We start from the raw sequence: 25,119 nt of genomic DNA on the forward strand, positions 1-25,119 counted from the left end.
ATGGCCACCGAAACCATCGAGCGGCCACAGGTCGCGAGCACGACGCCGACGCAGAAGCCCCGCAAGCATTCGCAAACCCTCGGCGCGCGGATGAAGAAGAACTGGCAGCTGTACCTGATGCTCGCCGTACCGCTGATCTGGCTGGCGATCTTCGCGTACTGGCCGATGTACGGCGCGATCATCGCGTTCAAGGACTACAACGTCATCGACGGGATCATCGGCAGCCGCTGGGTCGGGCTCAAGCACTTCGAGCGGTTCGCCGAGTCGTACCAGTTCTGGCGGCTGATCAAGAACACGCTGATCCTGCACGGGTACGAGCTGCTGGTCACGTTCCCGCTCCCGATCATCCTTGCCCTCGGCCTCAATCTGGCGCGGCGCCGCTGGTACCGGCGGTCGGTGCAGATGATCACGTACGCGCCGCACTTCATCTCCACCGTCGTGGTGGTCGGGCTGATCGTCGTACTGGTCGACCCGAACACCGGCGTGCTGAACCAGTTCCTCGGGCTGTTCGGCGTCGGGCCGGTCGAGGTGCTGAGCAACCCGGACTGGTTCCGTCACCTGTACGTGTGGTCGGCGGCGTGGCAGACGATGGGCTTCTCGGCGATCATCTACCTGGCCGCGCTGACGGCGGTCTCGCCCGAGCAGCACGAGGCCGCGATCGTCGACGGCGCGTCTCGGCTGCGCAGGGTCTGGCACGTCGACCTGCCGGCGATCCGTCCGGTCGCGGTGATCCTGCTGATCCTCAACATCGGCGCGATCATGTCGGTCGGTTTCGAGAAGGTCCTGCTGCTGCAGAACCCGTTGAACCTGCAGACCTCGGAGGTGATCGACACCTACGTGTACAAGCTGGGCTTCGTCTCCCAGATCCCGCAGTTCAGCTACGCGGCCGCGATCGGGTTGTTCCGCTCACTCGTCGGCCTGGTGCTGCTCGTCGTCGCCAACACCCTGGCCCGCCGCTTCGCCAAGTCCAGCCTGTGGTGAGTAGGTAGCCAGCAGCCGGTCGCGGGCGGCCGCCTTCTCGGCCGCCCAGTCGGAGCTCCAGCTGACGTTGCCGAAGTGGATGACGCCTTGCTCCGACAGCGTCCAGTGCCGGCCGTGCGTCTTCATCACCTGCGTCAACAGGCCGAGCGTGTCCCACCACTTGCCGCCGCGCTCGGCCTGCACGGCAGCGGGGGAGAGGCCGACGTGCTCGACCGTACGGCGGAACGCGTCGTCGTTGCGGATCAAGCAGCAGAAGGGATGCACCCGATCGGTGAGCTGGAGCGTGACCGAGTACTCGATGGGGTCGGACCAAGCGTCGTCCGGTGAGCGGCGTACGGACTCACGGATGTACGACGTCGGGTGGAAGTCCTCACCGGACGCGGGCAGTTCGCCGCCGTCGTGGGTCAGCCAACGAGCCTGTACGGCGAACGCGTCGGCGTCGGCGGTGAGTTCCAAGGCCAGTGCATCGATGGTGCCGTCGGCAACGAAACAGACGTCGCAGTCGACGAACAGGTAGGCGTCGTAGTCCGGCCGGGCCAGGACGGCGTCGCGCAGGATCTCGCCGTGCGTGGTGAGCGTGTGGGCGGTCGTGTACCCGGTCTGCACGACCTCGACCTCGGCCTCGGTGAAGCGCGCGAGCCGGTAGAGCCCGGACGAGTCGTTGTCGAGGACGACGACGTCGAGGTGCTCACGGTCAGGGTGACGATGCAGCAGCGACGCGAGCAGCAGTTCGGCGTACGGCGTGGTGCCGTGGTTGACCGTGAGGACGCAGATCCGCATCCGGCGAGGCTAGCTGCCGGATGCGGATCGCGCGGCTGAATTACGCGGTCGCGTCCTCGGTGACGTTGCTCTGGCGACGCAGGCCCAGGGCGAGGGCGACCGACAGGGCGATGGCGCAGGTGCTGGTCATGGCGACGAGGACCTTGACGCCGGTCATGCCGGTGGCGATGTCGGCGCCGAGGATGATCAGCGTGGCGACCGCGAGGCTGGCCAGGCCGATCCAGATCAGCAGCGCGGCGCGCTTCTCCTGCTGCGCGATCGCGGCGTACACGACCAGCTGCAGCACGGCGTACGACGAACCGGCCAGCGCGAACAGCCAAGCGATCGGGCCGACCGGCGCGTAGTCCGGACCGCCGACGATCTTCACCACGAGGTCGGGCAGCACGAGCGCGCCGAGCACCGTGCAGACGCCGAGCGCGGCGACGGCCTGGATCGCGCGGCGCAGCCGCAGGGTGTCACCCGGACTCGTGGCCAGCGACGGGAACACGATCACGATCACGAACTGCGGCAGGAACAGGCACGCCTTCGCCACGATCACGCCGGCCGCGTAGTACCCGCTGTCCTTGGAGTCGAGCAGGCCGCGGGCCAGCAGCACGTCGGCGTTCGCGATGACGAAGAACGCGAGCAGCGTGTGGGTGCCGTGCACGGTCTCGCGCAGCACCTCCTTGACCTGCTCGATGCTCCCGCCGTTCGACCCACGCAGCAGGAACGTCCCGAGCAGAGCCGGTACGGCGGCGCCGAGCGCCAGGCCGATCATCGCCGACGCCACGCTCGGGTGGATGAACAGCGCGCCGCCGCCGAACACCAACCGGCCCACTCCGGTCGACGTGTAGACGGCCGCCAGCTCGGTCCAGTTGTGGCCGCCCTGGAGCACGCCCAGCTGCGAACCCATGACCGTCAGAAAACCCAGTGTCGGTGCGACCATCACAGCCGCGATGATCGAGTCGATATGAAGCAGCCACATGATCAGCGGCGTCGCCACCAGACAGACGGCGGTCAGCCCTACCGCGGCCCGGCGGCCGGCCTTCAGCATGCTGTCGGCCAGCGCGGCCTCGCCCGGACCCGTGTGGGTGGCGATCCGGCGGGCGCCGGACGCCTGCAGTCCCAGGGACGCGACGTTGCCGATCAGCAGCAGCCCGAGCAGGGCCGTCACGGCGCCGAACTGCTCCGGAATCAGCCGGTGGACCGCGATCAAGGTAAAACCGTAGGCGGCCACGTTCATGATGGCCATACCGACGGCGACCACCGTGGCGCTGCGGAGGAACGCCAGCTTCGGTGCGGCCGGCTGCTGGTCGGGAGTCGTCTCTGAGGTCATCCGGCTTCTGTTCTGCTGGTGGTGGGTCGGTTGTAGGTCGCGCTGGAACAGTACTGCGAGGAGGCGGTCGTGGAGGGGGGAAGCAACCGGGTGGCCCGGCTGATGCCGTGGGCCTGGCCGGTGCTGCTCACTGTGCTGATCACCGCTCCGCTGCTCGCTCCGGGGTACGTGGTCGGCTACGACCTGGTGTTCGTGCCGGACCTCACGCTACGGCGTGACCTCTTCGGTGTCACAACTGCCTTACCGCGCGCGGTTCCTTCCGACGTCGTGGTCGCGCTGCTCGACGAGTTGGGCGGCGGCCAGGTGCTCAACAAACTGGTCCTCGTCGCCGTGCCGCTGCTCGCCGGCCTCGGCCTGACAGCGCTCTGGCGCGAGCTGCGACTCGGTGGACCACTTGCCGGAGCAGCAGCCGCGACGTTGTACGTCTGGAACCCGTTCGTCGCCGAACGCTTCCGCCTGGGTGCCTGGGCTCTACTGCTCGGGTACGCCGCCCTGCCGTGGCTGGTCCGGTCAGCTCTGCGCCTCCGCCGGGGTGAGGGGTGGGTCGGCTTCCTGCTGGCCTCCGCACTCTGCGCGCTGACGGCCTCCGGCGGCATCGTTGGTCTACTCGTCGCCGGACTCATCCTGCTCTGGCCGCGCGGCAGCAGACCCGGCCCGCTCGTCGGAGCTGTCCTGCTCAACCTGCCGTGGATCGTCGCAGGCTTGGCTCGTACGTCGGCCGCCACCACTGACCCTGCGTCGGTGCCGGCCTTCGCTGCGCGCGACGAGGGCTTCGGGGGAGTGCTGCCGACGCTGCTCACGCTCGGCGGGGTGTGGAACTCCAACGTCGTCCCCTCGCGGCGGGGTGACCTGGTGCCGCTTGTGGTGGCTTTCGTCATGCTCCTGATCGCGTGCGTGGGCGTTGTTCTGTGGTGTCGACTGGAAAGGCTGGCGGCCAGCCTGGTCGTGGCGGCGGGCGTCGTACTGGTGATCGCGATGGCCGGGGTCGTCGCGGCTGAGCCGTTCTCCTGGGTGGTGGCTCATGTCCCGGGCGCAGGGCTGTTCCGGGACGGCCAGCGGTATCTGGGGCCACTGGTGCTGCTGGAGGCGATCGGCTTCGGTGCTGCGATCGCAGCCTTGCTGCGGGTCGCACCGCTGACCTGGCTGGTCGGTGCGACCGCGGCCATCATGCCGCTGGCCGCGCTGCCGCAGCTGGTCGGCGGAGGCTTCCACACCTCGCAGTACCCGGCCGACTGGGAGCAGGCGCGGCTGGTACTCGGCGCGGACTCGCAGACCGGTGACCTGATGCCTTGGCCGTTCGAGACCTACCGAGCGCCGAGCTGGAACGCCCGCCGCCCGGTGCTCGACCCGATGCCGCGCTACTTCGACAAGGGCGCCGTGGTCCCGGACGAGCTGATCGTCGGCGGCAACCGGCTGGCCGGTGAGGACCCGCGCGCCGCGGCCGTTGCGAACGCGCTGCGCACCGCCGTACGGACCGGTGCTGATCCGTCGCCGGAGCTGCTGCGGCAGGGGATCGGCTGGATCGTCGTGGACCGTGAGGCCGGTGGGCCGCAGCCGCGTCAGCTGATCCCGCGGCTGACCGAGGAGTTCACCGGTCCGACGGTCAGCGTGTACCGCCTCGACGGAACACCCGCGGAGCAGCACCTCCCGGCCTGGCGGGTCATCCTGATCGCCGTCGCCTGGATCGCCGCGGGCGCCGTACTGGCAGTGGCTCTGCTGAGCGCGGCACCGGTCGTCCAACGCGTCCGATCCAAGCTGTAGGGGCTAGTGAGAGCTGTCGCTTGGCGCTATCGGCGCCCAGGCACGCACCTCGCGGCACTTGCCCAGCGCCCACGATGCTCCGCATCGAGGCCACTGACCAAGCACCGCGATGCACGCACCTGACCACCGCTATCGCTCAAGCGACAGCTCTCACTAGCCCCTAGCCGCCGGGGCGGCTCGTTGTTACTCTTCGGTTTACTTCGAGGAGGGGACACGTTTCATGGGAGCTTTGATCGGTGCTGTCATCGCGGTGCTCGCGGGGGCGGGGATCGCGTCGGCGGCGGTCATCGGGGTCGTGCAGTCCGTGCAGGAAGACCCGGCCAAGCCCGGCCCGGAGGCAGCTCAGGGCCAGGCCGACGTGCCGATCGTCGCCTACGGGAACAAGTAGGACCTCTGCTGCTCGAGAGCCGGCCGGCCGGTCAGTACCCGGTCGAACGCGGTCGCCGTGGCCGTCCAGGTGTAGTTGCCCGCACTGGCCAACGCACCGGCCGCCAGGGCCCGCCGCCGGCTCTCGTCCAGCAGCAGCGCGGTGATCGTCGCGCTGAACTCGGCGGGGTCGTCCACCAGCACCCCTGACACTCCGTCCTGCACCGACTCGGTCGGGCCGCCCGCACTGCGATAGGCAACAGTCGGTACGCCGTGGCCCGCCGCCTCGCCGACCACCAGCCCCCAGCCTTCCTTCAGGCTCGGCAGCGCCTGCACCCACGCTTCGTCGTACGCCGCGTGCTTGTCGTCCTCGCTCACGTGGCCCCGGAACTCCACCGCGTCCTGCAGCCCCAGCGAAGCGACGTACTCGCGCAGCGACTCCTCCCACCAGCCGGACCCCACCACGACCAGCCGCGCGTCGGGCAGGACCGCACGAGCCGCGGCGATCGCATCGACCGCGTGCTCAACCTGCTTGTGCGGAACGATCCTGCCGACGCACACCACTGTCGGTACGCCGGACTGCTCGATCTGTCGCGCCGGCGCCGGGTCGGTGCCGTTGTGCACAACGTCGACCCGCTGCTGGTCGACGCCCAGGGCAACCAGTTCGTCCCGCGAGGCCGACGAGACCGTGACGTACCGGCAGTCCCGGTAGAGCCGCGGGGCGACCCGCGACTCGAGCCACCACCCGAAGCGGCCACGCCAACCGGGGTACACCACCTGCCACTGTTCCTCGTGGACGTGGTGGACCAGTACGACCACCCCGGTACGACGTACGAGGCGGGTAAAGAATGGCAAGCCGTTCTGCACGTCCACCACGCGGTCCGGTCCGCGCAGCACCGTGTGCAGCAGCCCCCGGAGGTACACGGTGACCTTGCTGCCCCGGTAGACGTACCGGACGTCGTACCGCCTGGCCTCGCGCGGACTGCCCGGGTAGGCCGCGCACAGCACGGTGACCCGCCAGCCCAGTGCTGCAAGGCCTCTCGCGACTTCCTCCACGTAGCGTTCGGAGCCACCACCCTCCGGATTCGTGGTGTCCCGCCAGTTCAGCAAAAGCACGCTCTGAGCACGCACTCCACAACCCCCACCCTCGACGAACTTACCCCCGGGTAATGGGGCGCGAGGTTACCAGGCAGTAACGATGTCCGCCAGAGGTCGCGAGATCGGTTATCGTCCCGCCTGTGCGCGCATCGATCTCGGAGTCCGAATCCACCGTGAGGTGGGCCCCGGACGTTCGCCGCGCGCTGCGGTTGTTCCGGGCCTTCGGCGTCGAGCAGAGCGACCCGGACACCTTCTACGGAACCCTCGCCGCGGACTCGGTCGGCCAGCTCTCGGCGTACGCCGATCTGCGCGGGGCGCGGATGCTCGACGTGGGTGGCGGGCCCGGCTACTTCGCCGACGCGTTCCGGTCCGCCGGTGCTCGCTACTACGCGATCGACTCGGACCTGGGTGAGCTCAGCGGCCGCGGCGAGCCCTCACCGGGCACAGTGCTCGGCAGCGGGATGGCTCTGCCGGTCGGGGACCAGCAGGTCGACATCTGCTTCTCCTCCAACGTGCTGGAGCACGTGCCGGACCCGTGGCTGATGGCGGACGAGATGGTCCGGGTCACCAAGCCCGGTGGCACGGTCTTCCTGTCCTACACCGGCTGGTGGGGTCCGCACGGTGGCCACGAGACGGCCCCCTGGCACTACCTCGGTGGGGACCGGGCAGCACGCCGGTACGAGAAGCAGAACGGGCACCCGCCGAAGAACCGGTTCGGTGAGTCCCTCTTCCCGATCACCGTGGCCGGTGGGCTCCGCTGGGCCCGGCAGTGCGCGGACGCCGAGCTGGTGGCGACCGTGCCGAGGTACCACCCGCGCTGGGCGTACGGCGTACTGGCTGTGCCTGGTGTGCGTGAGGTCGTGACCTGGAACCTCGTCCTGGTGCTCCGGCGCCTATGAGCAGCTTGTTGCGAGGACCACTCAAGCGGCTGAGAGCGGGCAGCCCGGACCAGGTGGTCTGGCGAGCACGTCTCGTCCTGGGCTGCCTGCTGCTGATCGCGCTCGCCTTCCACCAGGCGCCGGGCAAGATCGTGCCGGACACCAAGCTGGACCTCACCGCGGACCCCGGCGCCTTCCTGGCTCGGGCACTCCACCTATGGGATCCGCAGGGCGCGTTCGGCCAGTTGCAGAACCAGGCGTACGGCTACCTGCTGCCGATGGGACCGTTCCACTGGCTGCTGGACCTGGTGAACGTTCCTGGCTGGGCCATCCAGCGCGCGTGGTGGGCGCTCATTCTCTGTACGGCGTTCCTCGGCGTCTGGAAGCTCGCCGGGGCCCTCGGGTACGGCGCACCCTGGGCTCGCTTCACCGTCGCACTGCTCTACGCGCTGAGCCCACGGATGCTCGGCGAGGTGGCGATCACTTCGATCGAGGTCTGGCCGCTCGCGATGGCGCCGTGGGTGCTGCTGCCGCTGGTGACACCACGAGCCCGCTCCGGCTGGTGGCGGGTCGGTTGGTCGGCCGTGGCGTTCGGACTGGTCGGGGGAGTGAACGCGGTCGCGACCGGCGCGACGCTGGTGCTGCCCGCGTTGTGGCTGCTGACCCGTCGGCTGGACCGGTCGACGCTGAAGATGGTGGCCGGCTGGTTCGGCTGCATTGTCGCGGTGTCGTTCTGGTGGCTGGTGCCGTTGCTGCTGCTGGGCCAGTACAGCCCGCCGTTCCTGGACTGGATCGAGAACGCGGCGACGACGACCAACACCGCGAGCATCTTCGAGTCGTTCCGCGGGACCTCGCAGTGGCTGAACTTCCTGGCTACCGGTGGCGGGCCGAGTTGGCCGGCGGGTTGGCTGTTCGTCACCCAGTCGGCGCTGATCATGGCAACCGCCGCTGTCGCGCTGCTGGGCCTGGCAGGTCTGGCAATGGGCTCGCTGAAGAACAGAGGCTTCCTGCAGCTCTCGGTCGTCGTCGGCCTGTTCCTGCTGACGCTGGGCCATCACAGCTCACCCCTGTCCGGCCAGGTGCAGGACCTGCTCGACGGACCGCTTGCAGCGCTGCGGAACACCCACAAGTTCGAGCTGGTCGTGCGGCTGCCGCTGGCACTCGCGGCAGCTCATGCACTGACGCGGCTGGCCAGCTGGGCGACCGCTCGCGGCGTACAGCGTCGCCTGGTGCCGGCACTCGCCGCCTGCTTGGTCCTGTCCGTGGCGACTCCGGCCATCTTCGCGCAGCTGCCCAGAGACGAGAGCTACGAGGCGATCCCCGCGCACTGGCGGGAAGCAGCCTCCTGGCTCGACAGCCAGCAGACCAGCGGCAGCGTGCTCGTCGTACCGGCTGCGTCGTTCGCCGACTTCACCTGGGGCTCTACGAAGGACGAGCCGTTCCAGGCGTTGCTGAAGCGGCCGATGGCGGTCCGGGACGCCGTACCACTCGGATCTGCCGGTACGACGCGCTGGCTGGACGAGGTGGAACGCCGACTCGGTTCCGGTGTCGGCGACCGGACCCTGCAGCAGGCACTGGCCCGCGCCGGAGTCCGGTACGTCGTCGTCCGCAACGACCTCCGGTACGACGCGCAGGTGAGCCCGACGGTCGCCGTACACGAGAGCCTGGCCGAGGCGGGCATCGCGCGGGCGGCGTACTTCGGCCCAGCGACCGGCAGCTCGATCGAGTCGCCGTCGTTGACCCTGGACGAGCGGACCCGGCTGCCGTACCCCAGCGTGGAGATCTACGACGTCGGTGGCGACGTCAGCCCGGCCCGGCTGGTCCCGCAGTCCCAGCTGGTCGCTGTGCGCGGCGGCCCCGAGGACGTGCCGTCGGTGCTGACCGCACTGGGTGGCAACCGTGAGGCCGTGCTCAGCACCGACACCAACAAGCTCGACCTGCCGCTGGTCCAGACCGACGGCCTGCAACGGCGTGAGGTGTCCGTCGGGCGTCCGGCCGACAACTACTCGCCGGTGATGACCGCGAACGACCCGGGCCGGATGGGCCGCCGCACGCTCGACTACCTGCTCGACCCGCCCTCGCCTGCGACGACCCGGGTGTGGGCCGAGGGAGTGGCCGACGTACGCGCCTCTTCGTCGGCAGCTGATGCCGACGCGACGCTGCGGACCGGACCGGGCAACGGGCCGTTCGCGGCCGTCGACGGTGATCCGTCGACCCGGTGGATCTCCGGCACGTTCGGCAAGAGCAGCGGCGAGTGGCTGGAGCTGGACTTCACCTCGCCACGCAAGGTGTCCGACCTGCAGATCCAGTTCTCGCTGCAGGCGCCGACGACCGATCCGGTGCGCACGCTGAAGGTCGACACGGACGCGGGTTCGCTGACGACGGTGGTCGAAGGCACCGACAGGCCGCAGCCCGTTCCGGCCCCGGAGGGGTTCACCCAGCGGCTGCGGCTGAGTGTTGGCGTGACCGACGGCAAGAACCCGAACGGTGTCGCGATCGCCGAGGTCATACTGCCCGGACTGACACCGGTCAGCCGGCTCGAGGTGCCGGGCGGACTGACGAAGCAGCCGGACGCGCTGGTCTTCCGCAACGAGCAGCCCGGCCGCTCCGCTTGCCTGCACGTCGGCGTCCGCCCGCTGTGCCGGCAGGGCGTCGCGAAGGACTCGGAGGAGGCGACCGGTCTCTACCGCAGCGTCGACCTGCCCGAGGCTGCGTCGTACAAGCTGCAAGGGACGGCGTTGCCGCGGGACGGTGCCTCGCTGGAGCGGCTGCTGGAGGTGCCGGGCGCGATCACCGCCTCGGCCTCCTCGCGAGCAGTGACTGCGCCTGAGGGCCGGCCCGGTGCGGTGGTGGACCAGGACCTCGGTACCGGCTGGGTGGCAGCGCCGGAGGACGAGCACCCGACGCTGACCTTGAAGTTGCCGGGAGCCCGCAAGCTGCAAGGCCTGCAGTTCCTCAGCGACCCGTACCTGGCCGCGGCCCGGCCGAGCGAGGTGGAGGTCCGCTTCGACGGCGGTACGGCGACGACCCTGCCGGTGACTCCGGAGGGGTTCGTGACGTTCCCCGATCGGTTCAAGTACGTCCGCACCATCGAGTTGGCCTTCACCGCGACGCAGGACGTGATCGACGTCGACTCCGCGACCGGTCTGTCCCGCCGCCTGCCGGTCGGGGTGGCCGAGCTGCGCATCCTCGGCGCCAACGACCTGCGCAAGGCGATCAACCCCAAGGCGGCCACCGGCGCGGTGTGCGGGTTCGGCCCGAGGGTCCAGGTCGACGGCGTGCCCGCGGCGACCAAGGTGACCGCGACGATGCTGGACGTGCTGCAGCGCCGGCCGGTGAAGTACTCGCTGTGCCAGCAGCCGTCGGTGCCGCTGCAGGCCGGTCGCCATACGCTGGATGTCGTTGCCAGCAAGGACTTCGCGCCGGTCGAGCTGGCGCTGACCAAGACCGACACGGCGAAGCCGGAGAACGTGGCAGCGCAGGGCGTCAACGTCTGGCGGCCCAGTCCCTCCGAGCTGACGCTGGAGGCTCCGCTGGCCACCGAGGACTCGGTGCTGACCGTCGCGCAGAACTTCAGCACAGGCTGGCAGGCGTACGACGGCACCGGCCGCAAGCTGGTACCGATCCGGGTCGGCGGCTGGCAGCAGGGCTGGTTGCTACCGGCAGGACCCGAGCAGCAGGTCACCGCGCGCTTCACCCCCGACCGCGACTACCGGGCCGGTCTGCTGGTCGGACTGGTCGCCCTGATCCTCGTTGCCGGGTTGGCGATCTTCTCGCGTCGCCGGTCGAGGCACTCCGGTCACCGGCTGCGTGAAGCCCAGCGAGTCGGTGCCTGGCCGGCCTCGGTCCTGCTGGTCGTGGCAGGCGTCTTCATGGCCGGCTGGATCGGTCTGGCCGTCACAGTCGTCGCTGCAGCGCTGGCCTGGTTCCTGGACGGTCGCAGGATTGCGCTGATCGGTGCGGTCGTCGTAGCGGTCCTGCTCGGTACGGCGATCGCCGCAGCTCAGCCCTGGCCGGACGGAGACGCCGGACTGACCTCCGGAGTCGTCCAGGGATCCGTACTGCTCGCCATCGCGTTGGCCGCGCTGTCGAGGCCGACCGGCGAGACGTCGTAGGAGCGGTCCCGCCGACCGAGTCGCATGATCGGCCGTTCCATCAGGTAGTAGCTAGCGCCGGCCACGCCGGCCGACACGACCAGCGTCGGCCAGAACAGCAAGGCGAAGTGCCCCTCGAACGGCTTGATGCCGAAGATCTGCTCGACCAGGCTCAGCACGATCAGGTGGTAGCAGAACACGCCGAACGAGATGTCTCCGGCGACGTGCCCGATCCGTCCGCCGAGCATCGCAGCGGTCCGCCGCGACGGCGTGATCGCCGGGAACACCACGCAGGCGGCGATCGCGGTGTAGAGCAGGCTCTTCACGAACGCCTGTGCGGCGCTCGACGACGTCAGGTTGTACGGGCCGGCGATCGGGCCGGACGCGATCACCAGCAGGACGGCCGCGACCGCCCAGATCGTGCCGGGGATCGTGGACAGCGTGTCCAGTGCGGACGGCCCGAGCCGCCCGCTGCTGCGGGCGACCTGCCAGAGCGCGAAGCCCATGCCGACCGCGAACCAGCCGAGGTACCCGGGCAGCCAGAGGCCGGCCATCGGTTGGTCGGTCGCGTTGACGGCGGCCATCCAGATCGGGCCGAGCAGCGTGAAACAGGTCAGCACCGCGAGCCGGCGACGTACGGCCTTGCGGGTCGGACGCTCGTAGCTGATCAGCAGGCGGGCCAGGAACGGCAGCAGCAGGTAGAACGCGCCCTCCGTCGCCAGGCTCCACATCTGGGTCAGCCCGTCGGCAGCGGGAGAGTCGACGTAGATCTGGCTCAACGACGCGTGCCGCAGGTACGTCGTCCAGGTGATGCCGTCCTGCCGGGGGACCAGGAGGGCCGCGAGCACGACGGCCACCCACAACGCGGGCAGGATCCGCAGCGCCCGGTTGCGCAGGTACGGCAGCGTCAGCGGCGGCTCGGTCTCGCCGAACCAGGCGACGACGTACGGGCGGTAGAGCAGGAAGCCGGAGATGGCGAAGAAGATCGCCACTCCGACGTCGAGCCGTGCCAGCAGGCCGGCGAAGGGTCCGTTCAGCGCGTCGCCGCTGTGGAAGCCGACGTGCGTGGTCAGCACGGCGAGGGCACCGAAGGCCCGCAGACCGTCCAGGGCGGGGAACCGCGTCCGTCTCATGCACTCACCTGCGTCTGTTTCTGTGTCTGGACCTGGGTCATTCGCTCACCTGCGGCAGGCCGACCTCGACGCTGCCGATGCAGAGATTGCTCTTCGGGTCGGTGGTCCGCAACCGGATCGCGGCCAGGTCGGTCACGGGGGTCGGACCGAGGTAGCTGCTCGCCACTCCGGCGGGCCACGCCGCGGGTGCCGGCGCTGGTACGGCGACGGAGCGGCCGTCGGTTCCGATCAACTCGACCGCGACGGTGTGCTCAATTTTGCTCAGGTAGCCGATCTTGACGAACCAGTTGGCCGTCGGGTGGTCGGCGGTGGTCGCCTTCAGCGGCAGCGTCGTCGTGCTCGCGCCCTGGAGGAAGACCGAGCAGATCTGGCCCTTCCTCTTGGGCGGGATGACGTCGGTCGCCCACGCGCTGAGGTGCGCCGGACGGATCCGGCCGGTGTCGTCGACCATCCGCGGCTCGCTGCCCGAGACCTGCAGCTGGAAGGGGATCCCGGCGGTCCGGAGCACGGGGGAGACCCGTGGATCGGCCGACAGCGCGATCGACAGCGAGTTCGGCAGGCGGGTGTCCCAGAGGTTCACCGACGGACCGGCGTTGTCCAGCTCGGCGCGCAGCGTCGCGAAGTACGGGCGGGACGGGTTGTCGTCCCAGTACTGCGCGAAGCTCGCCAGTGAGACGACCGCGGACGCGACCCACGCGATCATCGCGCCGGCGGCGATCAGCGGCGGGAAGTGGATCGACCGGGCGGTGAGGACGACGGCGAGCGTGAGCGGGATCGCGAGGTCCGACCAGTAGTGGTAGTGCACGGTGAAGGAGGCACCGAAGAGCGCGAAGCGCCCGTAGGAGACCAGGGTCAGCGTGACCAGGGTGTAGATGCCGACCGATGCCCACAGCAGCAGCACCCGGCGGTCCCGGCGCCAGGCGGTCACCAGCAGGCCGATCGCGACGATCCCGCCGAGCACCACGACGACGGCCGGAGCGTCGGCGAGGCCGAAGGCGCCGGCGATCGGGCTCCAGTGCCAGGGGCCGCCGGCGAGTGCGCCGAGCGGTACGGCGATCGACTTGCCGGCCAGCTCGACCAGGGTGCCGAAGCTCGGTAGGTGGCCTGCCGACGGATTGCCGTTGGCGGCGTACAAGATGCCGAAGGCAATGATCGGGACGGTGAGCGCGGCGGCGTACGGCCAGGTACGGCGCAGCCAGGGCCTCAGTGGCGTCTCGCGCAGGTAAAGGGACAGGGCGAGCGCGGTGGCGAGGACGAGGCCCGACTTCTCCCAGCAGGCCAGGGAGATCAGCAGCGAAAGGGGGCCGTAGGCAACGGCTCGGCGACGGTGACCGACGGACCAGTCGACGGTCGCGTGCAGCAGGAGCAGACCGAAGACGTGGGCCGGGAGGTTGTTGACGCCGCTCGACAGCGACATGAACGACGGCATGCTGAGGGACGTCAGTGCGTACGCGACCGTGCCCGCGAGGACCCACCAGCTCGCCCCGAGCAGTCGCAGCAGCAGCCGGCCGAGGAGCGTGATCGCCAACGCCTGCAGGAGAACCCGGCAGACGACGGTGAAGTCCCAGTTCAGCGGGGCGAGCTCGGCGAAGGTCGCGTAGACGAAGCGCAGGCCCGGCGCGATGTGATCGTTCAAAGGGGTCAGCAGCTCGCGTGGCGCGAAGCCTTTGCCGCCCTGGACCAGGAACTCGATGTCGTCGCTCAGCCAGTAGCCGCGGCGCGCGAGCAGGCCGAGCACCACCGACTGGACGACCGCGACGCCGATGACGAGCGCTCGCAGAACGGTCGGCTCGGGCGCGGAACGGCGGCTCGCCAACGCCCGCCGTACGGCTGCTTCGGGCGCGGTGCGGCGGCGCGCGAGTGTGCCCCAGATCCCCCTCATGGAGCCGGACTATATGTCAGTTCAGGACGACCGCGATTGACTCTGTTCAATGACGCTACTCGCTGGTAGCGTCCCGCGGACAGACCGGGAGGGGTTGTTGTGGGGAATCGCAGTCGAATCGTGCTGCTGGCACTGGGGATCTTCTTCGTCGGGGTGGCCGTGATGGCCAGGTTCTACGCCTATCCGACGCTGGCGGTGGCGCCGCCGGACCAGGTCGCGCACACCACGTCGACGACGAGGGACGACGGCACGGTGTTCGTGGTCGCGACGCAGAAGGAGACCGAGCTGCCGCTGACGTCGAACCGGACCGTGCGCGGTGACGTGGTCGCGGCCGAGAAGATCGGCAAGGCGCTGAAGCGCGACGTGGTCGTCTTCGACACCGCCGTGGTCACCGACGACGACCCGGCGTACGCGTTCCCGAGCGAGGACGACGCCAAGCGCGACGACAAGGCGCCGCTGAGCTTCGTGCAGGAGCGGGTGGTGCTGGACGCGCACACCGGCGAGGCGATCCGCTGGGACCCCGACCGGGCCAAGGACAACAGCGGCGAGTACATCACCACGACGCTGAAGGCCGGGGACCGCAAGCGGCCGGGGGACAAGATCTTCGCCGGCCACGAGGGGCTGGTGCTGAAGTTCCCGTTCGGGACCGAGAAGAAGACGTACAAGTTCTGGGACAGCACGCTGCGCAAGGCGTTCCCGATCGAGTTCAAGGGCGAGACCGAGTTGCTCGGGCTGAAGGTCTACAAGTTCGTCCAGGAGATCCCGAAGTCCGAGGTGCCGCAGACCGACAAGCTGAAGGTGCCGGGCACGCTGATCGGCGAGAAGGGGCAGCCGTCGGTCCTCGTCGACCGCAGCTACCAGAACACCCGGACGCTGTGGATCGAGCCGGTCACCGGCGCGATCATCAAGGGTGAGGAGAAGCAGCTCGCCACGATCGACTACAACGGCGAGGTCAAGATCACCGCGACCGACGCCACCATCGCCTACGACGACGCGACGGTGAAGAAGAACGTCGAGGGTGCGAAGGTCGACGGGAAGTCCGAGGGCGGGTACGCCGAGAAGGCGTCGCAGCTGCACCTGATCGGCTTCTGGGTGCCGTTGCTGTCGCTGATCCTGGGTCTGCTGCTGCTCGCGCTGGCCGGGGCCCTGGCGCTGCGACCGAAGGGTCGCCGCGCGGCCTAGTGCTGAGCGACGCGCCTCGGGATCCGGGGCGCGGCGGCCTCAGGCTTTGTGGGCGGACCAGATCGCGGTGCCTGGGATCAGGCGGCCGCGCTCTGGTCCCCAGCCGCCCCAGACCTGGTCGTGACCGGCCGGCCACTCCGGCTCGAGCAGGTCGTCGACGACGAAGCCGGCGCCGGTGAGCGCGCGGATCCAGTCGCCGGTGGTCCGGTGGTGCTCGGCGTAGATCGCGACGCCGTGCTCGTCGACCTCGACGTACGGCGTGCGGTCGAAGTACGACTGGGTGATCCGCAGACCGGCGGGCGTCGGGTCGTCCGGCATGCTCCAGCGGATCGGGTGGGTGACCGAGAACACCAGCAGGCCTTGGGGTTTGAGGGTGCGGGCGATCTCGCGCAGCGCGGCCTCGGCGTCCGCCACGAACGGCAACGCGCCGAAGGCCGAGCAGGCGATGTCGAAGGTGTTGTCGGCGAACGGGATCGCGGTCGCGTCGGCGGCGACCGTGCGCACCGTCGTACCGGTCTTGCGGTCGAGCGCCTTGCCGACCTCGAGCTGCTCGAAAGAGATGTCGAAGGCAACGGCCTGCGCGCCCTGCTTGGTCAGCCAGCGGGCGCACTGCGCGGCACCGCAACCGATCTCGAGGACACGCTTGCCGCGAACGCTGCCGAGGAGTTGGGCGTCGGCCTCGTCGACACCTTCGGGACACCAGACGAAGCGGTCGTCGCCGAGAAAGGCGCCGTGCTCCTCGAGGTACTCGGTCGCCGCCGAGTCCCAGTAGGTTCTGCTGGCCTTCGAGGTCTCCGCCTCGGTCAGCTCGATACGTTGCGGCTCGACCACGCCGTCACCTTATCCCCGGGGGATTGTCCAGGGCGTCGGCCGGACCAGGTCGTGTCTCTAGGGCTTGGTTGCCTGGTCCGCGATCGCCTGGTTCATGGCGTGGAACTGGGGCTCGATGGTGTCGCGCAGCATGCCGGTGGTGAACGGGACGGCGACGCCGCGGAAGGTCTCCTCCTGGATCAGCTTGCTGCGGCCGTTCGGGAGGGGCTCGATGCGGAAGGCGTGCTCGCCGTCGAAGACGCCGCCGAAGCCGATCTTGCCGATCCAGCGCAGCTCGCGGCCGGGCTCGACGGCGAGCAGTTCGGGCGTGAAGGCCGTCTCGCTGCCCTTGGTGTCGCGCAGGACGTTGGTGATCGTCGCGCCGACCTTCAGCTCGCCGGTGGACGAGACGATGAACGGGTTCCAGTCGGGGTAGTGCTCGCGGTCGGCGAGTGCCTTCCAGACCTGGTCGGGGGTCGCGTCGATCTCGAGCTCGGTGTGCAGGACCGTCGGGCGGGCGATCGCGAAGACGGAGTAGCCGATCAGCAGGATCAGCAGGGCGCCGAGAGCGAGCAGCAGGCGGCGGCGGGCGGGGCGCCGGCGTACGGGAGTGGTGGCGGTGGCAGTGGTCATCGGGACTCCTCAGGTCCTAGGACGCTGGTGATGAGCGTCCGGGCGTACTCGGGGGTGAGTGGCTCGCCGGTGACGAGGAGCCGGTAGTAGAGCGGGCCGGCCAACTGATCGACCAGTACGGCGGGCGCGACGTGGTCGAGCACGAGCCCGGCCTCCTGCGCCTTGGCGACGACGGCGGTGACTGCTTGGTGGCGGCCGGCCCAGAGCGCGCGGACGGCTTCGCCCACGCGCGGATCGCGGGCGGCCGCGGCGGCCAGGTCGGCGATCAAGCTCGGGGGAGTGGCCGCGAGATTGGCGGCGATCGCGGTGACCAGCTCGGTCAGGTCGCGGCGGGGATCATCGCTCGGTTCGAACGGGACGTCCTCGCGCAGCGTGGTGATCAGCGCGACGACGAGCTCGGCCTTGGACGCCCAGCGCCGGTACAGCGTGGTCTTGGCGACGCCGGCCCGCTCGGCGACGCGGTCGATCGACAGGCCGTCGTACCCACCGCGCCGTAGTTCTTCGGCTGCGGCAGCGAGCACCTTGCCGTCGATCGCGGGGTTCCTGGGGCGGGCCATGGAGTTACGCTACCGCAGTATCGAAATGAAGTCGAACGACTCCAGGTCTTGCCTCGAAGGTGAGAGTTGCTCATGCTGTTGCGAACTGTTACTGGCCGGTCACTTAACGTCGAAGGGCAGCGCGATGCAGATGAGATCAGTACGGGTCCGAGTGGTCGCCGCCGTTGCCGCGGCGGGTCTGGTGGTCGCCGGTTCGGTGACCACGCCGGCGGCCGCGGCACCACCTGTGGTCTACGTGGCGATGGGCGACTCGTTCGCCGCCGGTTCGCTGGTGCTGCCGGCCAAGGAGGTGCTGACCTGCGCGCGTTCGGCGGTCAACTACGCCTCGCTGGTCGCCCAGCAGATCAAGCCCGCGAAGTTCCGCGACGTCACCTGCGGCGCCGCGACGACGGCACACTTCGCGAACCCGCAGCCGGGCATCATCGCGGGCACGGCGGCTCCGCAGTACGACGCGCTGAGCGAGGACACCACGGTCGTCTCGGTCGGGATCGGCGGCAACGACATCGGCCTGGTCGGGCTCGCGGTCTCGTGCGTCAACCTGCTGCCGCAGCCGATCGGCACGTCCTGCAAGGCGACCAACACGGCGGGCGGCGTGGACCGGCTCGCGCAGAAGATCGACGCGTTCGCGCCGACGTACGGGACTGTGATCGAGCAGATCCGGGCGCGGGCTCCGCACGCGAAGATCCTGATGGTCGGCTACCCGACCGGGATCAAGAAGGGTGGCTGCTGGCCGGTCGTCCCGGTGTGGGGCACGGACGCGGACTACCTGCAGGCGGCGCTGACCCGGCTGAACGTCAGGATGGCTGAGCAGGCGAACGCGCACGGCGCGACGTACGTCGACCTCGCGGCGCCGAGCGTCGGGCACGACATGTGCAAGAGCGCCGGGACGCGGTGGATCGAGGGACTGATCCCGAGCCTGACGACGAACGGTCTCGTGCCGCTGCACCCGAACGCGGCCGGCCTGCGCAACGCCGTACCGACGGTCCTGGCGGCGCTCGGTACTCCTGCGAAGGTCTGACAGCTTGTCGGTCGGTGCTGGCAGGATCGTCGCCGTGGATGGATTCGAGGCGATCGCTGCCAGCGCCGTACCGCTGACCGGTGGGTACGGCGGGGAGACGTTCGCGGTCAGCGCGGCCGGCGAAGACGCCGTGCTCAAGCTGTACGCGAAACGGCCGGGCCGGGCGGCGGTGGACGCGGCGTTGCTGCGGCTGGTCCGCGGGCTGCTGCCGGTGCCGCGGGTGCTGGACGCGCAGGTGGATCAGGTCGACGGCAATCCGACGTACGTGCTGACCGAGCGGTTGCCGGGGACGAATCTCGAGACCTTCCTGGTCGACGCCGATGATCGGCAGCGGGAGCGGGTCGGCGAGCAGTTGGGGGAGTTGCTGGTCCGGCTGAGCGGGATGCCGTTCCTGGATTTCGGGGAGTTCGTCGGGAGCGGGTTGGCGATCGAGTCGTTCGGGGGCGGCGGGCTCGACGAGTGGCTGGATAGCCATGTCGAGGCGCTCGGGCTTTCGCGTGACCAGGTGGAGAGCCTGCGGGACGTCGTCGCCGAGGCCGGGGACCTGACCGACAGCGGAGTCACTCGGTTCTGCCTGGTGCACAGCGACTTCAATCCGAAGAACCTGCTGGTCGACCCGGCGACGGCGACGATCACCGGGCTGATCGACTGGGAGTTCGCCTACAGCGGTTCGCCGTACGGCGATCTGGGGAACCTGCTGCGGTTCGGCGGCGATCCCGTGCTCGAGCGGGCGGTGCTGCGCGTCGTACGGGAAACCGGTCCGGATCTGGGGGACCGATTGGTCGACCGGGGCCGGGCGGTCGATCTGTGGGCGCTGATCGACCTCGCCGCGCGGTCGGGACAGAATCCGGTCGCGACCGCGGCGCACGAGCTGATCACGCGGATGGCCGACACGGGAGACCTGTCGGCAGGCCGTCCGGATCCGGACGTCGTACATTGAGATCAGCAGGACGTCGGGTGACCTCGGCGGGCGGCCGGGCGTGACCGGGTGCCCCGGGTTGTGCTGCCCCAGCCGGTACACGTATTCTGTGAGATGCGCTATGGGCCCGCGCGACCTCGGACGGAGCAGGCTCGTGCTCGCAGCAGTCGGTGGTGAATCTGTCCTCTCAGAGCTTTCCAGCGGTTTGGTGCGATCCAACGGCCCGTGCGCAGCCGTACGACACCATCAGCCCACGGAGCAACCCACCACATGACGGCCAGCATCGAGGCACCTCTCGACCCCGCAGTGCGCACCACCCCGCAGGTAGCGGTCAATGACATCGGGTCGGAGGAAGACTTCCTCGCGGCGATCGATCAGACCATCAAGTACTTCAACGACGGCGACATCGTTGAAGGGACCATCGTCAAGGTCGACCGGGACGAGGTTCTCCTCGACATCGGTTACAAGACCGAAGGTGTCATCCCCTCGCGCGAGCTGTCGATCAAGCACGACGTCGACCCGAACGAGGTCGTCAACGTCGGCGACCACGTCGAGGCCCTGGTTCTCCAGAAGGAGGACAAGGAAGGCCGCCTGATCCTCTCGAAGAAGCGCGCCCAGTACGAGAAGGCCTGGGGCACGATCGAGAAGATCAAGGAAGAGGACGGCGTCGTCACCGGTACCGTCATCGAGGTCGTCAAGGGTGGCCTCATCCTGGACATCGGCCTGCGCGGCTTCCTGCCCGCGTCGCTGGTCGAGATGCGCCGGGTCCGCGACCTCCAGCCGTACGTCGGCCAGGAGATCGAGGCCAAGATCATCGAGCTCGACAAGAACCGCAACAACGTGGTCCTGTCGCGCCGTGCGTGGCTGGAGCAGACGCAGTCCGAGGTGCGGATGAACTTCCTCACCCAGCTGCAGAAGGGCCAGATCCGCAAGGGTGTCGTCTCCTCGATCGTCAACTTCGGTGCGTTCGTGGACCTCGGCGGCGTCGACGGTCTGGTGCACGTCTCCGAGCTGTCCTGGAAGCACATCGACCACCCGACCGAGGTCGTCGAGGTCGGCCAGGAGGTCACGGTCGAGGTGCTGGACGTCGACATGGACCGCGAGCGCGTCTCGCTGTCGCTGAAGGCGACCCAGGAAGACCCGTGGCAGCAGTTCGCCCGGACCCACCAGATGGGCCAGATCGTGCCCGGCAAGGTCACCAAGCTGGTGCCGTTCGGTGCGTTCGTCCGCGTCGAGGAGGGCATCGAGGGTCTGGTGCACATCTCCGAGCTCGCCGAGCGTCACGTCGAGATCCCGGAGCAGGTCGTCCAGGTCAACGACGACGTGATGGTCAAGATCATCGACATCGATCTCGAGCGTCGCCGGATCTCGCTGTCGCTGAAGCAGGCCAACGAGGGTGTCGACCCGGTCTCCGACGACTTCGACCCCACGCTGTACGGCATGGCGGCGACGTACGACGACCAGGGCAACTACGTCTACCCCGACGGCTTCGACCCCGAGACGGGCGAGTGGCTCGAGGGCTTCGACTCGGCGCGTGAGGAGTGGGAGCGGCAGTACGCCGAGGCCCACGCGCGCTGGGAAGCTCACAAGAAGCAGATCGAGGACGCCAAGACGGCGGACGTCGAAGCCGGCGAGGCCTCGACGTACTCGTCGGCCACCGGCGGCGGCGCCAGCGCGGCTCCGAAGGACGACGCTCCCGCCGAGGGCGCGCTCGCTTCCGACGAGGCGCTCCAGGCTCTCCGCGAGAAGCTGACCGGCCAGGGCTGAGTAGTTCCCTAGCCAGCAGGACCCGAGACCCCCGCACCCCCGTACTGGGTGCGGGGGTCTCGCCTTTTACCCTGAGCCGTGCGCGAACTGTGGCGGTGGGGGAATCTGACGGTGGCGTTCCTGGTCGAGCTGATCGCGCTGGGCGTCTTCGCCTGGTGGGGCTGGCACACCGGCGACGACTTGGCCGGCGGCCTCATTCTCGCCATCGGCCTGCCGTTGGCGGGCGCCGTTCTGTGGGGCCTCTTCGCGGCCCCCACCGCGCGCCGCGGCCCGGTGCCGCGGGCGATCGTGAAGACCTTGGTCTTCGGCCTCGCCGCGTTGGCTCTCTGGGATCTCGACCACCCGCTGTTGGCCGTGCTCTTCGCCGTGGTCGTCGTGGCTAACCTGCTGGCCATCCGTCTCGGCAATCTGTCCCCGGAGGCGTCCTCAGGTTGAGCTTCAGTCCGCCAGCAGGGCTTCGAGGGACTCCTTGTTGAGTTCGGGGGCGCCGGTGAGGTTGTTGGCAGTGAGGATGGTGAGGGACTGCTGCCAGTGGTCGCGGGCCTGGGCGGGGTTGCCGGACTGCTGGTGGGCGTGGCCGAGGTTGGCCAGGGCGACCGCTTCGCCCCAGCGGTCGCGGAGGTCTCGGCAGATGGTGAGGGACTGCTGGTAGAGGGTGACCGCGGTGGCGTGGTCGCCGCGGGCTGCCTGGGCGGTGGCGAAGGTTTCCAGGGCGAAGGCCTCGGCGCGGCGTTCGCCTGAGGTGCGGTTGCGGAGGACGGCCTGTTCGGCGGCGGCGCAGGCTTCGTCGTACCGGCCGTCGGCCAGGTACATCTGGGCCATGCTCGACAGGTTGCGGGCGATCTCGACGTGGTCGTCCGGCGCCAGCGCGGCGATGGCCTGCTGGTGGTGCTCGATGGAGGCCTGCGCGTCACCGGCGTACCGGAACATCCGGCCGAGGCCGGTGAGGACCGAGGCCCGGCCGCGTTGGTCGTCGAGGGAGTCGAACAGCTTCAGCGCGTGAGTGAGGTGCTCGGAGCATCTCTGGAAGTCCCGGCGATGCAGGTACGCGGCCCCGAGGCCCAGGGCCAGGGTGGCCTCCGCGACCACGTCGCCGGTACGGCGTGCAGCCTCGAGCCCGACGCGCTGCAACTCGAAGAGCTCGTCGAAGGCGCGGAGGTAGATCAGGTACGGCCAGAGCGCGAAGGCCAGCCGGTACGCCGCCCGGTCGTGCCCGTGGCGTACGGCGTCGTACACCGCCGCGATCAGCACGTGCCGCTCGGCGGTGAACCAGTCAGCGGCCGTCGGCGTAGCGTCGAACGTCAGCGGCGTCACCCCAGGCAGTGGCGAGCCGAAGTCCAGCAGCGGCTCCGACCGCTCCAGCATGACCTTGCCGTTGAGGGCCGAGTGCGCGTACCAGTCCAGCAGCCGGGCCCGCGCAGCCTCACGCTCGGCCGGCTCCTCGGCCTGCTGGACCAGAGTGTTCGAGTAGAGCCGCAGCAGGTCGTGCAGCTGGTAGCGGCGACCGGGCCGCTCCAGCAGGTGAGCGCCGACCAGCCCATCCAGGCATCGGGCGGTCTCCCGCTCGGACCCAGAAGCCAACGCTGCAACGGCTTCCAGCCCGAGGTCCTGTGCCGGCTGTAACGCCAGCAGCCGGAACAGCCGAGCCTGCGGAGGCGCCAGCACGCGGTACGACCAGTCGAAGACCACGCGGAGGGCACCGTCGTCGTCCTCGTCGACATCCAGTACGCCGAGCCGATCGGGGTGATCACGTAGCTCGCTGATCAAGGCCCGTACGCCGGCTGCCGGGTCCCTGGTGACTCGCTCGGCTGCGATCGCCAGGGCCAGGGGCAGGTGGCCGCAGAGTTCGCTCAGCTCAGCGATCTCGGTGCTGCTCGCCTGGACGTGGTGGGGCTCGAAGGTCGCCGCCAGGTACGTCGCCGCGTCGTCTGGGCCGAAGCGGTCGAGCGCGACTCGGTGAGCGCCTTCTCGCGCGGCCAGCGAGCGCAGCTGGCTGCGGCTGGTGATCAGCACGAGGCAGCCGGAGCCGGGGAGGAGTGGTCGCACCTGCTCGGCGTCGCGGGCGTTGTCGAGCAGGAGAAGGACGCGGCGGTCTGCCAGGACGGTCCGCAGCATTGCCGTGCGTGCTGGGCCGCGCTCGGGGATCTGCTCGCCGGAGATGCCGAGGGCGCGCAGCAGGATGTCGAGCGCGGCATCTGGGTCCATGGGGTCGCCGGGGCCGTAGCCCTGGAGGTTCAGGTACAGCTGGCCGTCCGGGAAGCGGTCGGCCACTCGGTGAGCCCAGTGCAGGGCCAGGGAGGTCTTGCCGACGCCGCCTTGACCGTGGACTGCCAGGATCGCCAGGGAGCTGCCGGTACCAGTGCTCAAGGTGTCGAGGCGGTCCAGTGCGGCTGTGCGACCGGTGAAGCGGGCTGGGCCGGGTGGGAGTTGGCGTGGGGCGATGGCGGTCTGGCTGGGGCGCTTGGGCTCGGTGGCTTCGAGCAGCTCGGCGTGCAGGCCGCGGAGCTCGGCTTCCGGGTCTACGCCTAGCTCGTCGGCGAGGCGGCGGCGTAGTTCGTCGTACAGGGTGAGTGCTTCGGCCGGTCGGCCCGAGCGGCTCAGTGCGGTGAGCAGGCGGAGCCAGAGGGACTCGCGGAGGGGGTGCGTGGCGGTGAGCTCGCGGAGGGGTGGCAGTACGACGTCGTGGCGGCCGGCGGCGAGGTCCAGGTCCACCCGGCGTTCGATGGCGGACAGGTACGCCTCGGTGAGCCGCGGTGCTTGCTCGCGGTCGAGCCAGTCCGAGCGGATGCCGCCGAACGGTTCACCGCGCCACAGGGCCAGCGCAGCAGTCAGCAGGTCGCGCTCGGCCGTCGGGGTGCTCGCCTGGGCGGCCTGTTCGAGCAGTTGGGTGAAGACGAGTGCGTCGACTTGCTGCGGGTCGATGCGGAGGGCGTAGCCGCCCGGTGTGGTGTCCAGACTGAGCTCGGGCGCCAGCAGGGTGCGGAGCCGGGCCACCGAGGTGTGCACGCTGGGCCGCAGGTTGGCCGGCGGGTTGTCACCCCACAGTCGCTGGCCGATGGCGTCGACGGAGACAGAGTCCGGTACGGCGAGCGCGAGGACCGCCAGGAGAGCGCGGACGCGACCGGTCAGCCCAGGGAGCGGCTCGTCGTCGAGCAGCGTCTCGAACGGCCCGAGCAGCCGGATCTCCAAGTCGGTCCTCCTGTGTGCGTGCCGCCCATTCTCGGGGACAGCGGGGGTGACGGTCGGCCCGAGCCGGTGGTTCGTTCGCCAGCCGGACAGGGTCGGTAGGGTGCAGGCGTGCTGAGAGTCGGGTTGACCGGGGGAATCGGGTCGGGCAAGAGTTCGGTGTCGCGGCGGCTGGGGGAGCGGGGAGCCGTGGTGATCGACTCCGACGTGCTGGCACGAGAGGTGGTCGCGCGTGGGACCGACGGGCTGGCGGAGGTGGTCGCGGCGTTCGGCGACGGCGTACTGACGGCTGACGGCGAGCTGGACCGCCCGGCTGTCGGCAAACTCGTGTTCGGCGACGAGACGGCTCGGCGGAAGCTGGAGGCGGTCATCCACCCGCGAGTCCGCGCCCGGGCGGCCGAGATCGAGCAGGCGGCGCCGGACGACGCGGTGGTGGTGCACGACATCCCGCTGCTGGTGGAGACCGGTCAGGCGGACAGGTTCGACCTGGTGCTGGTGGTCGACGTACCGGTCGACGTACAGGTCGAGCGCCTGACCACGCAGCGCGGGATGGCCGAGGACGAGGCGCGGCGCCGGATCGCGGCGCAGGCCTCGCGCGAGGACCGGCTGGCGGCCGCGGACGTGGTGATCGACAACGCGGGCAGCCTGGACGACCTGGATCGCCGCGTCGACGAGGTCTGGAACCGGCTGACAGGGCACGGAACGGACACGAAAGCGTGACCCCTGCGCGGGAAATGATGTTTCCCGGCCGGCCTGTAC

At 69.7% G+C, this 25,119-nt stretch carries 20 protein-coding genes; 11 read left to right on the forward strand and 9 right to left on the reverse strand.

Features of this window, described 5'->3' with window-relative positions:
- Nucleotides 1-981 (forward strand): ABC transporter permease, encoded by a 981-nt coding sequence (locus tag ACYVIO_RS23770; protein WP_460653064.1) that lies wholly within the window; start codon nucleotides 1-3, stop codon nucleotides 979-981.
- On the opposite strand, the gene ACYVIO_RS23775 is transcribed toward ACYVIO_RS23770, so the two are convergent.
- Nucleotides 907-1,761, reverse strand: a complete 855-nt coding sequence (locus tag ACYVIO_RS23775) for a glycosyltransferase family 2 protein (protein ID WP_460653065.1) — start codon at nucleotides 1,759-1,761, stop codon at nucleotides 907-909. The two genes, ACYVIO_RS23770 and ACYVIO_RS23775, sit on opposite strands and share 75 nt — an antisense overlap.
- Before the next feature lie 40 nt (nucleotides 1,762-1,801).
- Complete coding sequence (locus ACYVIO_RS23780; protein WP_460653066.1) at nucleotides 1,802-3,076, reverse strand: MATE family efflux transporter; 1,275 nt, start codon at nucleotides 3,074-3,076, stop codon at nucleotides 1,802-1,804.
- 69 nt (nucleotides 3,077-3,145) lie between these two features.
- Between ACYVIO_RS23780 and ACYVIO_RS23785 the strand changes: the two genes are divergently transcribed.
- Entirely contained in the window at nucleotides 3,146-4,837 is a 1,692-nt protein-coding gene (locus ACYVIO_RS23785) for a hypothetical protein (protein WP_460653067.1), read from the forward strand.
- 220 nt (nucleotides 4,838-5,057) lie between these two features.
- Nucleotides 5,058-5,225, forward strand: a complete 168-nt coding sequence (locus tag ACYVIO_RS23790) for a DUF2613 family protein (RefSeq protein WP_363675403.1) — start codon at nucleotides 5,058-5,060, stop codon at nucleotides 5,223-5,225.
- On the opposite strand, the gene ACYVIO_RS23795 is transcribed toward ACYVIO_RS23790, so the two are convergent.
- A complete protein-coding gene (locus tag ACYVIO_RS23795) occupies nucleotides 5,210-6,334 on the reverse strand; it encodes a glycosyltransferase family 4 protein (protein ID WP_460653068.1) in 1,125 nt (374 codons plus the stop codon). The two genes, ACYVIO_RS23790 and ACYVIO_RS23795, sit on opposite strands and share 16 nt — an antisense overlap.
- Before the next feature lie 107 nt (nucleotides 6,335-6,441).
- Here ACYVIO_RS23795 and ACYVIO_RS23800 point away from each other — a divergent pair, with 107 nt between their 5' ends.
- On the forward strand, nucleotides 6,442-7,200 hold the full coding sequence (locus ACYVIO_RS23800) for a class I SAM-dependent methyltransferase (RefSeq protein WP_460653069.1): 759 nt from the start codon (nucleotides 6,442-6,444) through the stop codon (nucleotides 7,198-7,200).
- A complete protein-coding gene (locus ACYVIO_RS23805; protein WP_460653070.1) occupies nucleotides 7,197-11,294 on the forward strand; it encodes an alpha-(1->3)-arabinofuranosyltransferase in 4,098 nt (1,365 codons plus the stop codon). Before ACYVIO_RS23800 ends, ACYVIO_RS23805 begins: the two co-directional genes overlap by 4 nt.
- Here ACYVIO_RS23805 and ACYVIO_RS23810 read toward each other — a convergent pair.
- Together ACYVIO_RS23810 and ACYVIO_RS23815 are read right to left on the reverse strand one after the other, a co-directional pair.
- Nucleotides 11,183-12,406 (reverse strand): acyltransferase family protein, encoded by a 1,224-nt coding sequence (locus tag ACYVIO_RS23810; protein ID WP_460653071.1) that lies wholly within the window; start codon nucleotides 12,404-12,406, stop codon nucleotides 11,183-11,185. The two genes, ACYVIO_RS23805 and ACYVIO_RS23810, sit on opposite strands and share 112 nt — an antisense overlap.
- Nucleotides 12,407-12,443: 37 nt before the next feature.
- On the reverse strand, nucleotides 12,444-14,288 hold the full coding sequence (locus ACYVIO_RS23815; protein ID WP_460653072.1) for a hypothetical protein: 1,845 nt from the start codon (nucleotides 14,286-14,288) through the stop codon (nucleotides 12,444-12,446).
- A gap of 120 nt (nucleotides 14,289-14,408) precedes the next feature.
- On the opposite strand from ACYVIO_RS23815, the gene ACYVIO_RS23820 reads away from it, so the two are divergent.
- Nucleotides 14,409-15,470, forward strand: coding sequence for a PorA family protein (locus tag ACYVIO_RS23820; RefSeq protein ID WP_460653073.1), 1,062 nt, complete (start codon nucleotides 14,409-14,411; stop codon nucleotides 15,468-15,470).
- 39 nt (nucleotides 15,471-15,509) lie between these two features.
- On the opposite strand, the gene ACYVIO_RS23825 is transcribed toward ACYVIO_RS23820, so the two are convergent.
- Genes ACYVIO_RS23825 through ACYVIO_RS23835 form a run of 3 tightly spaced genes read right to left on the reverse strand, consistent with a single transcriptional unit; the run spans nucleotide 15,510 to nucleotide 17,470 of the window.
- The gene (locus ACYVIO_RS23825) at nucleotides 15,510-16,301 is read right to left on the reverse strand and encodes a class I SAM-dependent methyltransferase (protein WP_460653074.1); all 792 of its coding nucleotides are present in this window, start codon (nucleotides 16,299-16,301) and stop codon (nucleotides 15,510-15,512) included.
- Between the two features lie 57 nt (nucleotides 16,302-16,358).
- A complete protein-coding gene (locus ACYVIO_RS23830; protein ID WP_460653075.1) occupies nucleotides 16,359-16,913 on the reverse strand; it encodes an SRPBCC family protein in 555 nt (184 codons plus the stop codon).
- Nucleotides 16,910-17,470 (reverse strand): TetR/AcrR family transcriptional regulator, encoded by a 561-nt coding sequence (locus ACYVIO_RS23835; RefSeq protein WP_460653076.1) that lies wholly within the window; start codon nucleotides 17,468-17,470, stop codon nucleotides 16,910-16,912. Before ACYVIO_RS23835 ends, ACYVIO_RS23830 begins: the two co-directional genes overlap by 4 nt.
- A 124-nt stretch (nucleotides 17,471-17,594) precedes the next feature.
- Here ACYVIO_RS23835 and ACYVIO_RS23840 point away from each other — a divergent pair, with 124 nt between their 5' ends.
- The 4 genes from ACYVIO_RS23840 to ACYVIO_RS23855 all read left to right on the forward strand — a co-directional run bounded on the left by ACYVIO_RS23840 (nucleotide 17,595) and on the right by ACYVIO_RS23855 (nucleotide 21,609).
- Nucleotides 17,595-18,488, forward strand: a complete 894-nt coding sequence (locus ACYVIO_RS23840; protein WP_460653077.1) for an SGNH/GDSL hydrolase family protein — start codon at nucleotides 17,595-17,597, stop codon at nucleotides 18,486-18,488.
- Between the two features lie 34 nt (nucleotides 18,489-18,522).
- Nucleotides 18,523-19,428, forward strand: a complete 906-nt coding sequence (locus tag ACYVIO_RS23845; RefSeq protein ID WP_460653078.1) for a phosphotransferase family protein — start codon at nucleotides 18,523-18,525, stop codon at nucleotides 19,426-19,428.
- 249 nt (nucleotides 19,429-19,677) lie between these two features.
- A complete protein-coding gene (gene rpsA / locus ACYVIO_RS23850; RefSeq protein WP_460653079.1) occupies nucleotides 19,678-21,174 on the forward strand; it encodes a 30S ribosomal protein S1 in 1,497 nt (498 codons plus the stop codon).
- Between the two features lie 78 nt (nucleotides 21,175-21,252).
- The gene (locus tag ACYVIO_RS23855; protein ID WP_460653080.1) at nucleotides 21,253-21,609 is read left to right on the forward strand and encodes a YrdB family protein; all 357 of its coding nucleotides are present in this window, start codon (nucleotides 21,253-21,255) and stop codon (nucleotides 21,607-21,609) included.
- A 3-nt stretch (nucleotides 21,610-21,612) separates the two neighbouring features.
- Here the strand turns inward: ACYVIO_RS23855 and ACYVIO_RS23860 are convergent, their stop codons facing one another.
- Nucleotides 21,613-24,363, reverse strand: coding sequence for an AfsR/SARP family transcriptional regulator (locus ACYVIO_RS23860; protein ID WP_460653081.1), 2,751 nt, complete (start codon nucleotides 24,361-24,363; stop codon nucleotides 21,613-21,615).
- Between the two features lie 108 nt (nucleotides 24,364-24,471).
- Here ACYVIO_RS23860 and coaE point away from each other — a divergent pair, with 108 nt between their 5' ends.
- On the forward strand, nucleotides 24,472-25,080 hold the full coding sequence (gene coaE / locus ACYVIO_RS23865) for a dephospho-CoA kinase (protein WP_460653082.1): 609 nt from the start codon (nucleotides 24,472-24,474) through the stop codon (nucleotides 25,078-25,080).
- Nucleotides 25,081-25,119: the final 39 nt, after the last annotated feature.

This window comes from Kribbella endophytica (assembly GCF_054781295.1).

Excerpts from the sequence above, each read along its gene's own strand:
- ACYVIO_RS23770 (WP_460653064.1), top strand. The coding sequence starts at position 1 with ATGGCCACCGAAACCATCGAGCGGCCACAGGTCGCGAGCACGACGCCG.
- ACYVIO_RS23775 (WP_460653065.1), bottom strand. The coding sequence starts at position 1,761 with ATGCGGATCTGCGTCCTCACGGTCAACCACGGCACCACGCCGTACGCC.
- ACYVIO_RS23780 (WP_460653066.1), bottom strand. The coding sequence starts at position 3,076 with ATGACCTCAGAGACGACTCCCGACCAGCAGCCGGCCGCACCGAAGCTG.
- ACYVIO_RS23790 (WP_363675403.1), top strand. The coding sequence starts at position 5,058 with ATGGGAGCTTTGATCGGTGCTGTCATCGCGGTGCTCGCGGGGGCGGGG.
- ACYVIO_RS23805 (WP_460653070.1), top strand. The coding sequence starts at position 7,197 with ATGAGCAGCTTGTTGCGAGGACCACTCAAGCGGCTGAGAGCGGGCAGC.
- ACYVIO_RS23810 (WP_460653071.1), bottom strand. The coding sequence starts at position 12,406 with ATGAGACGGACGCGGTTCCCCGCCCTGGACGGTCTGCGGGCCTTCGGT.
- ACYVIO_RS23815 (WP_460653072.1), bottom strand. The coding sequence starts at position 14,288 with ATGAGGGGGATCTGGGGCACACTCGCGCGCCGCCGCACCGCGCCCGAA.
- ACYVIO_RS23830 (WP_460653075.1), bottom strand. The coding sequence starts at position 16,913 with ATGACCACTGCCACCGCCACCACTCCCGTACGCCGGCGCCCCGCCCGC.
- ACYVIO_RS23835 (WP_460653076.1), bottom strand. The coding sequence starts at position 17,470 with ATGGCCCGCCCCAGGAACCCCGCGATCGACGGCAAGGTGCTCGCTGCC.
- ACYVIO_RS23840 (WP_460653077.1), top strand. The coding sequence starts at position 17,595 with ATGCAGATGAGATCAGTACGGGTCCGAGTGGTCGCCGCCGTTGCCGCG.
- rpsA (WP_460653079.1), top strand. The coding sequence starts at position 19,678 with ATGACGGCCAGCATCGAGGCACCTCTCGACCCCGCAGTGCGCACCACC.